This window comes from Bacteroides sp. An269, from assembly GCF_002159755.1.
Taxonomy (GTDB): Bacteria; Bacteroidota; Bacteroidia; order Bacteroidales; family Bacteroidaceae; genus Phocaeicola; species Phocaeicola intestinalis.
The window spans coordinates 14,891-26,674 of record NZ_NFJG01000054.1 but is presented as its reverse complement, the minus strand read 5'-3'; the positions used below and the strand labels follow the sequence as shown (position 1 = coordinate 26,674).

19 protein-coding genes are annotated in these 11,784 nt (G+C 52.3%); 12 read left to right on the top strand and 7 right to left on the bottom strand.

The window, feature by feature from the left end; translation table 11 throughout:
• Window positions 1–512 precede the first annotated feature (512 nt).
• The 4 genes from B5F71_RS11200 (at window position 513) to B5F71_RS11185 (ending at window position 3,842) form a co-directional block, all read left to right on the top strand.
• Window positions 513–1,736 (top strand): site-specific integrase, encoded by a 1,224-nt coding sequence (locus B5F71_RS11200; RefSeq protein WP_087210271.1) that lies wholly within the window; start codon window positions 513–515, stop codon window positions 1,734–1,736.
• 14 nt (window positions 1,737–1,750) lie between these two features.
• Window positions 1,751–2,392 (top strand): site-specific integrase, encoded by a 642-nt coding sequence (locus B5F71_RS11195; RefSeq protein ID WP_117616275.1) that lies wholly within the window; start codon window positions 1,751–1,753, stop codon window positions 2,390–2,392.
• A gap of 12 nt (window positions 2,393–2,404) precedes the next feature.
• The gene (locus tag B5F71_RS11190; protein ID WP_087210266.1) at window positions 2,405–2,818 is read left to right on the top strand and encodes a hypothetical protein; all 414 of its coding nucleotides are present in this window, start codon (window positions 2,405–2,407) and stop codon (window positions 2,816–2,818) included.
• A 106-nt stretch (window positions 2,819–2,924) separates the two neighbouring features.
• Window positions 2,925–3,842, top strand: coding sequence for a ribonucleotide-diphosphate reductase subunit beta (locus B5F71_RS11185; protein ID WP_087210263.1), 918 nt, complete (start codon window positions 2,925–2,927; stop codon window positions 3,840–3,842).
• Between the two features lie 252 nt (window positions 3,843–4,094).
• Here the strand turns inward: B5F71_RS11185 and B5F71_RS11180 are convergent, their stop codons facing one another.
• On the bottom strand, window positions 4,095–4,370 hold the full coding sequence (locus B5F71_RS11180; protein WP_071150611.1) for a hypothetical protein: 276 nt from the start codon (window positions 4,368–4,370) through the stop codon (window positions 4,095–4,097).
• 555 nt (window positions 4,371–4,925) lie between these two features.
• Between B5F71_RS11180 and B5F71_RS11175 the strand changes: the two genes are divergently transcribed.
• From B5F71_RS11175 to B5F71_RS20270, 8 genes are read left to right on the top strand one after another with little or no spacing between them, the layout of a single operon-like run.
• The gene (locus B5F71_RS11175) at window positions 4,926–5,186 is read left to right on the top strand and encodes a hypothetical protein (RefSeq protein WP_164488580.1); all 261 of its coding nucleotides are present in this window, start codon (window positions 4,926–4,928) and stop codon (window positions 5,184–5,186) included.
• Between the two features lie 12 nt (window positions 5,187–5,198).
• The gene (locus B5F71_RS11170; protein WP_117616271.1) at window positions 5,199–5,687 is read left to right on the top strand and encodes an SLOG family protein; all 489 of its coding nucleotides are present in this window, start codon (window positions 5,199–5,201) and stop codon (window positions 5,685–5,687) included.
• 8 nt (window positions 5,688–5,695) lie between these two features.
• Window positions 5,696–5,914 (top strand): hypothetical protein, encoded by a 219-nt coding sequence (locus B5F71_RS11165; protein WP_071150614.1) that lies wholly within the window; start codon window positions 5,696–5,698, stop codon window positions 5,912–5,914.
• 11 nt (window positions 5,915–5,925) lie between these two features.
• Window positions 5,926–6,516 carry a hypothetical protein gene (locus B5F71_RS11160; RefSeq protein ID WP_071150615.1) on the top strand — a complete coding sequence of 197 codons (591 nt, stop codon included), beginning with the start codon at window positions 5,926–5,928 and terminating at the stop codon, window positions 6,514–6,516.
• 25 nt (window positions 6,517–6,541) lie between these two features.
• Window positions 6,542–6,799, top strand: coding sequence for a hypothetical protein (locus B5F71_RS11155; RefSeq protein ID WP_087210254.1), 258 nt, complete (start codon window positions 6,542–6,544; stop codon window positions 6,797–6,799).
• Between the two features lie 11 nt (window positions 6,800–6,810).
• The gene (locus B5F71_RS11150) at window positions 6,811–7,044 is read left to right on the top strand and encodes a DUF3873 domain-containing protein (RefSeq protein WP_087210252.1); all 234 of its coding nucleotides are present in this window, start codon (window positions 6,811–6,813) and stop codon (window positions 7,042–7,044) included.
• Window positions 7,037–7,282: a hypothetical protein gene (locus tag B5F71_RS11145; RefSeq protein ID WP_071150617.1), complete on the top strand. Its 246-nt coding sequence runs from the start codon at window positions 7,037–7,039 to the stop codon at window positions 7,280–7,282. The genes B5F71_RS11150 and B5F71_RS11145 overlap by 8 nt, the downstream gene beginning before the upstream one ends.
• 4 nt (window positions 7,283–7,286) lie before the next feature.
• Window positions 7,287–7,454: a hypothetical protein gene (locus B5F71_RS20270; protein ID WP_158098078.1), complete on the top strand. Its 168-nt coding sequence runs from the start codon at window positions 7,287–7,289 to the stop codon at window positions 7,452–7,454.
• 31 nt (window positions 7,455–7,485) lie between these two features.
• Here the strand turns inward: B5F71_RS20270 and B5F71_RS11140 are convergent, their stop codons facing one another.
• From B5F71_RS11140 to traK, 6 genes are read right to left on the bottom strand one after another with little or no spacing between them, the layout of a single operon-like run.
• A complete protein-coding gene (locus tag B5F71_RS11140; RefSeq protein ID WP_162609942.1) occupies window positions 7,486–7,944 on the bottom strand; it encodes a DUF3872 domain-containing protein in 459 nt (152 codons plus the stop codon).
• Between the two features lie 15 nt (window positions 7,945–7,959).
• On the bottom strand, window positions 7,960–8,547 hold the full coding sequence (locus tag B5F71_RS11135; protein ID WP_087210245.1) for a conjugal transfer protein TraO: 588 nt from the start codon (window positions 8,545–8,547) through the stop codon (window positions 7,960–7,962).
• Between the two features lies 1 nt (window position 8,548).
• The gene (gene traN, locus B5F71_RS11130; protein WP_087210274.1) at window positions 8,549–9,547 is read right to left on the bottom strand and encodes a conjugative transposon protein TraN; all 999 of its coding nucleotides are present in this window, start codon (window positions 9,545–9,547) and stop codon (window positions 8,549–8,551) included.
• Window positions 9,548–9,578: 31 nt separating this feature from the next.
• A complete protein-coding gene (traM, locus tag B5F71_RS11125; RefSeq protein ID WP_162609941.1) occupies window positions 9,579–10,880 on the bottom strand; it encodes a conjugative transposon protein TraM in 1,302 nt (433 codons plus the stop codon).
• Window positions 10,819–11,142 (bottom strand): TraL conjugative transposon family protein, encoded by a 324-nt coding sequence (locus B5F71_RS11120; RefSeq protein ID WP_071150621.1) that lies wholly within the window; start codon window positions 11,140–11,142, stop codon window positions 10,819–10,821. The genes traM and B5F71_RS11120 overlap by 62 nt, the downstream gene beginning before the upstream one ends.
• Window positions 11,143–11,148: 6 nt before the next feature.
• Window positions 11,149–11,772: a conjugative transposon protein TraK gene (gene traK, locus B5F71_RS11115; RefSeq protein ID WP_087210239.1), complete on the bottom strand. Its 624-nt coding sequence runs from the start codon at window positions 11,770–11,772 to the stop codon at window positions 11,149–11,151.
• Window positions 11,773–11,784: the final 12 nt, after the last annotated feature.

The following is an 11,784-nucleotide window of genomic DNA, read 5'->3' as shown; positions in this document are numbered from 1 at the left end:
TTAATGATATTTAGTAATATAGTCAATCTATAATAAGTTGGTTATTACCAATATATTGTGTTTTTATGAGATTTCCCGATTGTGTAAGTTAAAGTCCCGTACGCACCGCTTACGAAAAAAGACTGAAATAAGAAAGTCGAAGACAATATCCTCAAAGTCAGTAACTTTGGGGATATTTTTTTGTTATACCACGACAGATGAATACCCCGTTGGAAGTCGAAAATTGGACAAATCGAGTAACCAAATCGTAACCAAGAAAAAAAACGGGAATTTTGGTTACGACTTCGTAGATATGTCGTTGATTTGTCGTTGTTTACGTTCAATTTTATCGACACGCCGTAACCTAAAATCCTGAGCAGAAAAAGGAAACAACCGGCACGTTTACGATTTATTTCATGAGGATACACGACAATGACCCTCAAATGTCTGTTTCATAGCCGCCAAGTGTCCGCCTGTGGATTGCGTCAAGTGATTGTCAAACAGTATTTTTGCAACAAAAAACTTAAAAGCGCATGAAACGGAACACATTCAGCGTACTTTGTTACGCAAGGAAAAGGGAACAGGGAAAGGACAAGCAGTATCCTATCATGGTTCGCATCACCATTGACAGCGAACAGGTACAGTTCAACTCACAGTTAATGGTGGATAAGAAGATGTGGAAGGACGGTGGCGTAGTCGGTCGTAGTGCGACGGCGGTGTATTTGCGCACGCAGATAGAGAAAATCAAGACCGACATTACCCGCATCTACGAAAAGGAAATCGAAAACAACCGCTACCCTTCACCGCTGAAGCTGAAGAACATCTATCTGGGCATTGAAACGAAAGCCAACACGCTGCTGACCGTGTTCAAGAAGATGAACGAGGAAAAGCGGAAGGAAGTGGGCACGTCGCTCTCACAGAACACCTACAAGAAATACGACCTGACATACCGCCGTATGGAAGAATACATTCAGTTCAGGTTCAGGAAAGAAAAGTATAAAGACATTCCATTGACGGAAATCAACGAGGAATTTATCAACGGCTTCCGCAACTTCCTGCGTGTGGACAAGAAGGTCGGCCACAACGCCACCTCGAAGATGATGCAACTGTTCAAGAAAGCCGTTACCCGCGCAAGGAACGCCGGTCTTATCCAGTTCAACCCATTCACGCAGCCCATCACCTTCGTTCAGGTGGACAAAGGCTTTCTGACGATGGACGAACTCCAGAGCATTATGGACAAGGAGATTGAAGTGGAACGCCTGCAACGGGTGCGCGACGTCTTTATATTTTCCTGTTGGACGGGGTTGGCGTACATAGACGTATATCTGCTCAAAGACGAACATATCCAGAAGTATCTGGACGGCAACTATTGGATTATCTCCAAGCGCCATAAGACCGGTGTGCCCATCAACGTGCGCCTGTTGGACATTCCCCTGCGCATCCTGCAAAAGTACAAGGGTAAACAGCCCGATCACCGCGCCCTGCCCATGCCGAGCAATCAGAAGATGAACGCATATCTGAAGGAACTCGCTGATATTTGCGGAATTAGGAAGAACCTGACCTATCACCTCGCAAGACACACGTTCGCCACAACCGTTACGCTAACTAACGGAGTATCAATAGAATCCGTATCAAAAATGTTGGGACATACTAATATTCGCACTACGCAAATCTACGCGAAGGTAATCAACCAGAAAAGCGGCAGCGAGATGGAAGCCCTTTCCGACAGGCTGCATGTATCCATGAACGCATTATAGAAAGGAGGACAAATATGAGAACGATAGAAAGACAGCTTAGAGCCAGACAAACGGCGGTGAGTCTGAACGAAAAGGAATTGAGCAGACTGATGAAAGCCACGTTTGACACACCGCGTTTGGAACAGGTGCGTGACCTTTTCATCTTTTCGAGCTTTACAGGCCTGCATTACCAGAACCTGAAATCCCTCCGTAAAGAGAATTTCCACAACAAGTACGGGCAGAAGTGGATTTTCATGGTAAGGGAGCAGACCGACGCTTTCATCCACATTCCCCTGCTGCCTGTCCCACAAATGATATTGGAGAAGTACAAAGTCCGGTTTGCCGGAACGGATGAACTGTTGCCCGTCCCCAGCAACCAACGGCTGAATGTCTATCTGAAAGAGATTGCGGAACTCTGCGGCATCGAAAAGAACATGACCATGTATCTGGCTTACCATACGTTCAAGGATACGATAACGACAAAAAACGGCATATCCACCGGTACGGTATGCCGCATGTTAGGGCGGTTCGACCTGCGCGGCCGCCATGCTTATGTTACCGACCGCATCATCAAGCGCGAAATGGACAGAGTGGCGCGTAACTGCACCCCGTTTGAAAAAATTGCGGCGCAATACATCATGACAACCAATAAATCCGTATATTGTCCCACCAAATAAAACGATACCCCTATGCTACACAGAGGAAACATCACCATCACCGGACTGGAGGACATCAACCGCCACCCCACAGTCAGTGTCAAGTTGGAGAACGGCAATGTATGGCTCACCAAACATGAGCTTGCCCGCCTGTTCGGAGTGTTCATCCAGGCGATAGACGCCAATATGCGCTCCATCTTCAAGTCGCGCATCCTGAACGAGAGCGAGGCAACCATCACGGAGAAGCAGGATAAGCGATACGTTACCTACTATAATCTGGAGGCCGTCATTTTTCTCAGCTTCCGCATCAACACCTATTGCACGAAGCTGTTCCGCGAATGGGTGCTGAATTCCCTGTGCGAGTACAAGCGGCTGAAGGAGAAGCAACCCGAAGTCCTTGTCGTGTTCAACGCTTCGGACAACCAGACTTTTATCTCGTATAACTGAAGTCCCCCGAATCCCGCAAAAGCGAGCCTTGTCCACGAAATAAAACCGGGCAAGGCTCGTTTTGTATTCTCCAAACCCTTATCTTTGGGCAGAAAAAGCCCCAAAGATGATAGAAGACCTCCACATATCCGTCCCTCTTAGTGAAGTACCCGAAGCCCAAGTGGGCAATTACTTCACCCTCTCCCGGATGCCCGGCGAGTTCCTGATAATCCAAAAACCCGACAACACGTTCTATTTCCTATGCAGCCGGGAGTGCGACATCGTGCGGATATGCGAGTCCTTCGACTGGTACATCGTATCGAAGGACGCTTTCAACGACCGCCTGAGCATCGGCATCGGTCTGGCCGACAAGGAGAGCATCGACGGCGAGGTCTATCGCGTGCAGGACGAGGCCACGCTCTCCCTTTGGCGCGACATCCTCCGCTTCACCTTCGACAGCGATTTCGTGCGCCGGTTCTTCCCCTACAACACCCGTTTCAAGGGCAAGATGCGCATCGACGGCGCACTGTGCTTCTACATTCACGATTATTACCCCACGCGCTGCAAAGGCATCGCTGTGGAAGACCGCAAGACCAGCAATTTGGTTTTCCGCTTCAAGGAAGGACAGCAGGCAGCCCTTGTCGCCAAAATCTTCTCCCTTTGCATCGCCCGTATGCCTTTCTACAAGGAAAAGGCGGCCAATGCCGTGCTTATCCCCATCCCGGCGGCTACCCGCGAGCGCAACGCCGCCCGTTTCGCCCGGTTTTGCAGCCTCCTTTCGCGGCGTCTGAAAATCGTTGATGGTTTCCGCGCCACATGGATAAGGGAAGACCGTGAGCAGATGAAAGGCACTCATGGTCTTGATAAGCTCTCCAACCTCATTTTCCACCCCGTCTATTTTCAAGGACGCGATGTCTTTCTTGTGGACGACATCGTGTCCACCGGCGAGAACTTCACGCAGATGAAGCGCAGGCTGATGCAGCTTGGAGCCAACTCCGTTACCGGCCTGTTTTTGGGGCGGACAGTAAAAAATGGGAAAGGATAAAAACGAGTTGCCCGGAACACACATTCCAGTTCCCGACCCATGCTGCGGAATGTAAAAGCCCGTCATTTCCGTCGGCAAGCATATCCCCGTTCCCGTTGGGAATGGAAATACCCTTGCCGCCTACGCAAAACCGTAGAAACATGCCGCATGGTCAAGCGTGATGAACCAAATCATCACACCATATCCCATACGCCACTTTTCCTTGCCCGGTTTTGCCGCAAGGTAGGCTTTTACGCTTGCCCGACCCGCCCGTTATTGCACGTTGCCGCCTTCGAGGGCGGAGTCGAAAGCACTATAATGGTCATCGTCATGCACGCTCAATGCCGCCACGAGGCTGTTCAACGTGCGCACGGCATCCAGCCGTTGTTCTGGCGAGCATTCCTCCGGATGGCTCAATACATCAATGGCGCAGGTCAGATGCGCCTTTGTCTGCTGCAAGGTGGACACATCTTGAATGGGAAACAGGTAGAAAAGTCCTTCATCGGAAGAACGGACGATGCCCTTCAGGGCGGTAGCTTGTAATTCCATATCTTTCGGGTATTAACAAATGACGTAACGCTGCCGGCCACCACGTTCGAGGTATCGCCAAATAACCCAACACAAAGTGAACCGGCAGGTTACGTCAAGGTATAACCTACCCGGTTCATTTACCTTTGTGTTTTTGAAATTGGCGATTTCCGAACGTCAGTAAATGAACAACATTACCACGATGCTATTTGCACCGCTGGCACAAAGGTAAGAAAATAACGCCAATAATCCATTGCCATCCTTAAAAACCTCCTTCGGAAAATCCATTGCGGAAAGAAATCAATGTCCCTACGGTATGTTTCCCTTGCCGCTTTCATTCCCCATCACTCCACAATGTGCTATTGAAAGGTTGGATGAGCTGACTTATTACGTGCGCAAAGGTAATTTCGGGTTTTGACGGACTAATCAAATTTTTTCGGCACAATCTCCACGCTTCGCAGGCTCAGGTAGTATTCTGCCGAAAAAATTTGATTCTGCAAAACCCTGTCCTTTGCCCCGCTTACGAAATAAGTCAGCTCACCCAACTCGTCAATGCATAAAAAAAATGTCGTGATTATGAAAGCAACAAGAGAAACAAATGGAAATAAGTCGCTTCCCAATCTGCCTCTGCATAAATTCTTGGGCGTGGCGGTGAGGTTCTTCCTTGCGGCATTCTGCACATCCCTGTACGGTGGCTCCCTGCTGGTGTGGTTCGTCGGGTTGTGGCTGGTGTGGAACTTCCTTGTGGGTGTAATCCGCTTCCTGTGGGTCTGCCTTGTGTTCCTGTTTGCGTTTGTTTCGGTTGTCGCTTTCATGGTCTGGGTATTAACACTCTAAACTCACATCATCATGGATACAACAAACATTTCAAAGAACGTTTCGTTTACCGGACACCGCTCCGGCAGGATAAGCCAACCCATGCTTACTCTTTTTACAGGCATGGTGACGGAAATCAAAAGACTGTATGCTTTGGGCTACCGTAACTTTCTCTCAGGCATGGCGGAAGGCAGCGATTTGATTTTTGCAAAGGCAGTCTTGACGGTAAGAAACGAATTAACCGATATACGGTTGGTAGCTGCCATCCCTTTCCGGAAGCAGTCCGCACGCTATTCCGACACGAACAAGAGGCTTTACATCAGTCTGTTGGAAGAAGCGGACAAGACGGTTATCCTTTCAGAAAGCTATCACAAGGGCTGTTTCCACCGGCGCAACGACTTTCTGGTGGAACATGCGGCAATCATGCTCGCTTATTGGGACGGACTGCCCTATGGCGGCACATACTATACCATAGGAAAGGCGCAGATGCTGAACAGAATAATTATAAACCTTTATAAATAAGAACGCTTATGAAACGGTACAGCAAGACTATCGCACAGCAGTGCAAGTATTATGAAGTGGAGGACATTTTCGAGTACATGGTGGAAACCTACATCAACGGCAACCACAGCACCTTTACCCGGCTGTTCAAGGAACTGGAGAAGGACGCACGCAGGCTGTTCATCGAATACCTGTTGTGGGAAGTCAATCCCCAATACCACGTGGAAATACTGAAAGCAACCATCTAAAGAATTACGGTATGGACAAGATAATATCCCAAATGACGAAAGAAGAAAAATTGCAGGCTTTGGCGGACTACCATGCCTGCAAGCGTGAGCGGCACATCATTCTCCGCTATATCCAGGCACTCCGCCGGGAAGATGCGGAACAGACCGCCTATTTCGAGAGCTTCGGCGAAAGCGTGCATCAAATTGTGCTGAACGTGAATACCTACGAGCGCAGGCTTGTTTTCGGCTATGTGGACAAGCAGTTCAACGAATATGGATGGATAAATGGCATGTTGCCCATCGTGGAGGAAATACGGTTGGACACATCCAACGTGATACACATCGGCCAGTCCGTGAATGGCACGTATGCCGTTACGGTGAGCTGGTGTACCGGCACGGCAGGAGGCGGTAGCCACCCATCGGTATGGGATGAACCCATTTCCGACTACAAGGAAGCGGTACGCACGGGAATACATCGGCTGGAAGGGCATTACACTTATGCGGAACGCCACTCCCTGACAGACAAGGGAAATTACAACCCGAAGTATATCCGCAAGTTGAAAGCCGGATTGCGGGAACTGAAGTTACGCTATACCGCCCCGCAGCAGTTGAGCCTTTTTTGATTATTCACCTATAAATATATAATGTATGGACGTAAAGATTGAAAGCATGATTTTCGGGTGGGATGAACGCATACCCGATACGTTGATTAAGTTCATCAACTCCGTGACGCTCACAAAGGACGAGCAGGAACTTCGCGGACTGATGGAAGTGTTCGCCCGGAGCAAGGAGTTCAACCGCTTCTTTTCCTTCGGATATGGCAGCCACCATCTGTGGCTCACGCAGAGGATGGCGTCAGACCCGGCAAGGTGCATGGAAAACCGATTGTTGATTGTTGAATTTTAGCAGATTGCATTATGACTACAAGAATGACGGAAAACGGAGTTTCGACCTGCCGGAAGGCAGGTTCGGAACAGTTCGAGAAGTTCCAGACCGGCATCGGAAGAAGAAAACGCACGCTGGTGCAGTACGATTACAGGGCATACGATGGAGAACTGTTCTCCTGTGTGGCTCCGACTTTGGAGGAATGCCGCCGCAAGTGCAATGGATGGTTATCGGAAAAGGAAAGAAAGGAGGCCGGCAATGAATGACGGTTACGAAACGCTGATAATCACATTTAGCGAACCCATCGAGGTTTTGGACGGTAGGTTTGAGGACATCGACACATGGGGCGTGGACAGCCTGAAGAAGTGGGTGGACGATTACGAGACCACACGCTTCACCCCGATAAACGGCTATACGGCAGTCATCACATCCGAATACAACATGAAGCCCGTAAGGGAATGGTTGGAACATTACATGCCCATAGCGGAAATGAAGGAATTGTAGAGGGATGATGCGCTTGCAGAAGCAGCCCGCCGGAACCAATCCGACGGGCTGCAACCGTTTCACACCACAGGCATGTCAGTCCGTTTCCTCGCCCCAAAGCTCCGTATCAGTCGGGGCATGGCGTATGGCACGCCAGATGCAACAGCCGGTTACGGCAAGAAGCGTCAAGTAAGCAATGGCAAAACAAAGCATAGCCGTCAGTATTATGGAGCAGGCTGTTCCGGGTTCTCTACTCCTTCTTCCGTCTCGTTGTTGAACGAAAAGCTCTTGGTTACCGTCTGGTTAAACGAATCCACAATGTAGATGTCAATCGTCTGCTGGTCGGTGCAGAGCGACCTGTAATAGAGCCGGAAGGTCTCGCCCGGCAACGAATAAAGGTCATTGGGCAGCAATACCGTGCCGTCCTCCAGACGAAGCTCCCCCTTGCCCGTAGGCTGGAAATAACGGATGAAATACTCCGTTTCCTCGTACCGCCCGCTGCGTACCAACTGGCAGCGTATCTCGGCTTCCCCGCCTTCCACGATGGTGGTCTGCACCGGCAGGGTTGCCAAATCGAACTCATACACCTGCTGGATGTCCAGCTTGTCGGAACAGGCGCAAAGCAGCACGGCGGCTACCAATGCGAAACCGGCGGTAAAAATCAGTTCAGTCATTCTTTTCATTGTCTTGATGATTTATTAGTCCAATATGAATTTCAGCCCCACCCCGAACTGGAAGTGGAAATTTCCCGTATCGCCACCCCACAGGCAGCGTTCACGCGCATGGAGGAGCAGTACTGTCCGGTTGGTGAGGTAGGTTTCTATCTCCAGCGATACCGCGCCGCCATAGACGAAAGCGTCGCCGTCCGTGATGCGTGCCCCGTCATAAAGCAGGCTCTCGCCCCAATTCACCGTTTCATAACCCGCCATCGCCGAGCCGCCCACGTAGCAGAGGAACACCTTGTTCGCATCCGAGAGGAAGTTGTAATAGTAGCCGCCCTCCGCCGTGAACTGCGACAGCGGCAGGCGCGTGTCCTTGTACGGGTGGTACTTTTGCAGATACTCCGCGCCGAACACCCACTTGCTGCACCCTTTCGTGTACGAGTCCATCGACAGCCCGAAGTGGTAGCCCAGCTCATTGCGCCGGCTTGCCGAATGGAAGCCGTCCGCCATGCCCGCCGTCAGGCGCAGCCCTTTCATACCCGGCAGACAGCGTTGCGCCTGCACCTTGTCTGCAAGGACAAGGCACAGCGCCATGCCGATTAGAATAAACACCGTCCGTTTCATCTTACTTCACCTTCAGTTCGTTGATGACACGGGCACGCACCAGTTCGGCATTGGTGACCGTGAACTGCTGATGCCTCCCGCCGTTCTGCTCGTTTATTTCCACCACCAGTTGCTTGTCGTCCGGCAGGGTGAATTTGGGCAGGGTGAACACCGTGCGCTCCCGGCTCTTGCCGCCGACCTCTGTCACGTAGTTGTAGGCACGCAGCGGTACAATCACTTGCTCTTGGATGGCGGTGCGCTTCGCCACTTTCCTGTCCACCACCTTGAACGACACGAAATCCACCGTGAACGGCACGTTGGAGGAGTTCTTCAGTTCCGTATGGAAATAAAGCAGCCCGTTGTGCGTGTAGATGCCCTTCAGGATGTACTGGATGCCGAAGCGTTTGCAGCCGATATGCTTCACCAGCCGCTTGTCGTCCTTGTGGATGGACTTCATGATGAGCCGCACCAATAACGGCGACTCGCTGCCCAACTCCTTCAGGTACACTTCCTGCGAATTATTCGGGCGGTTCACCGCCTCCCCGTCGTGCAGGAAGTCCTTCATCTCGATGTTCAGCTTGGCCGGCTCATCGGCATACTTCACGTTGAAGGTATAGTAGCTTCCATCTTCGGTAATCACCGCCAGATTGGTTTCGCGGGAGAAGTCGCGCAAGGCGGCCTTCACCCGGAGCACGTTTTCCGAGCCGTCAGCCTTGCCCGCAATGATGTCGGCGGAACCCAAGTCCACATACTTGATGGCGGAGGGAAAGATGATATGCACGGTCTTGTAAAACGTAACCTCCAGCGCATACGGTGGTATCATCCGGTCGAAGGTTATCGGGCGTGTCAGCCCGTCGAACAGGTCGCCGGTGGACGGGCTTTGTTTTACCCCATCATCGCCCGTTTCAGTTTGCTCTACTGTTTCTTCCGTTTCTTTCAAGTCGGTTTCTTCCACGACCCTCTGCGCTTGGGCATGGGTCATTGCGGCGATGAACGCCGCCATAAGCATAATTTTCTTCATTTTTCCTTGTGAATAATAGTGATACATAAGATTATTTCTTGGCCACGAGCAGCACCGCGTGGTTCGCCTTGAGCGTTACCTTGACGGTGCGGAACTTCGTGGCGAGGTATTGCGACAGCCCCTGTATCGCGCCGCGTCCCAAGTCCGAGGCCAGTTGCGCCCCGGCATCGGTGGAGATGTTGATGCTGCTGCCCATCGTGGAACCCATGTTGGCCGCCATCTCCTTGAGTGCGGTCAGTTCCTGCGACCCCGGCACCGAGATGCCTTTCATGCCGCCCATGTCATATACCTCCAGTTCCACCGGCACGACCATCCCTTTATAGGCAATGGTACTGATGGTCAGTTCCATACGCTCCCCGTTGATGCGTGCCGTGGCGGTCAGCACGGTGTTGGCCGGTATATACATGCCCCCGACGTCAATCGGTTCCAGCAGGCGGATTTCCGCCTCCTTGCCGTCGCTTACTGTAACCGTGCGCCGGATGCAGGCACGGATGCTGTTCCTGCCTGCCGTGTGCGCTTGGTCTGTTACCGTGTGGAACCCCATGTTGTGCGGACGGCTGTACCGTTCCATGAACTCGGCATCGGACATCGGTTGTGCCAGCATCGACACAACCTGTTCCGCCACCTGCGTGACCGGGCTGACCGTCCTTCCCTCCGTTTCCGTTACGGGTACGGACTTCGCTCCGCCACCCTCTTGCGGCAGGTAGCGCGAGGCCATCTCGTAGGATTTCTCCATCAGGCGGAGCTGCTCGTCGGCGGTTTCCTTTGCCTTGCGTTCCTCTTCCGCCCGGCGTTCCAGCTCTTGTATGCGCCATTCCAGTTCCAGCGTTTTCTGGTCGTCCTCCGGCTCCGGCTGCTCGTAGAAGCTGCCAATCTGCCGGTTGATGTCCCGGTAGGCATCCGCCGAGGTGCGGATGGACGACCCGCCCGATGATGCAGTTTCTTCGGTCTGGAACACATCTTCCACGGCCTCCCTGTCCGTATCATCCTCCGCCACCGCCAAGTCCTGCAGGGTGCTCATCTTCTCCCGCTGCTTGCGCTCGAAGTCCTGCTGCTCGTAGGCGGCACGCTTGTCCGAAGGCAGGTTCTTCTCCTCCGGCATGGGCACTTCCACGTTGAAGCCGTCGGGCAGGCTCTCCCCTTCGTCCGACGGTGCGAATATCAGCCACATCGCCACGCCGAAGACAAGGAACAACAGCGGATAGACCAGCATCTTCCTCCGTTTCCGGATTTCTTCGGGAGTCAGCGGTTGGGACTCCTTCCGCCCGCGTTCATTCTTCTTTGCCGTTTCCGGCTGTTTTTCCGTTTTGTTCTCTTTCATGTTTCCTGTCATGATTAAAATGGATACTGTCTTTGCTTATGTCCGGATGCAGTTCCAACTGCCGCATCCGTTCTATTCTCATCTGCTCTCCCCGGCGTTTGCCGATGTTGTATATCGACGACACGGTGATGTAGATGGAGAGGGCGCTGAATCCCACGAGCATCGCCACCACCACGATGAGCCGCACATCGGGCGACATCCGCCCGCACACGTAGCGCATCCCGTCGCTTATCCGGTCAGGGATGTAATGGAGCCACTTCCTTGTCTTTCCCATACGCTTTTACCTTTCCATGGTCCGTAAATCGCGGTTCTCCAGAATGGTGAACTGCTCCATCGTGAAGCCGTGCGGGTTGTTGTCCGACCGCACCGAGTTCAGCAGGCGGCAGCGGGTTACGAGGCTCCGCTCGGTGATGTTGCTGCTCCTGACGAGCGACTGGCGGGCGTAGGTCGTCACGATGTATGGGTAACGCTCGAAGTCGCACGCCACGCTGTCCACCCGCACGGTCTGGTTGATGTTCGCCGAGATGATGCGGTTGTAATATCCCTTCTCCTCCCAATCCTTGTAGTAGCGGAAGGCGCTCTCGTCGCACAGGTACAACGCCCGGCGGATGTTCCCCTCGATGGCCGCCTTGTCGGGCGAGAGCGTGAAGAACAGTTCGTGGAACCGCCTTACGTGTTCCCGCGCCTCGACCGGACGGTTCTGGGAGAGGTCTTGCGAGAGCGCGAGGATGAGCGACTTGCCGTTGTCCAGCACGTAGATTTTCTCCCGCTGCTTCTCGGCGAAGCTGTACGAACTCCATAGCGCGTAGCCCGTGACCAACGCGCACAGCACGACGAAGGCTATCGCCATCGTGCGTATCTGCCGGAAGCTCGTTTCGATGTTCTTTAATGATTTGAATTCCATTTTCTTTTATTC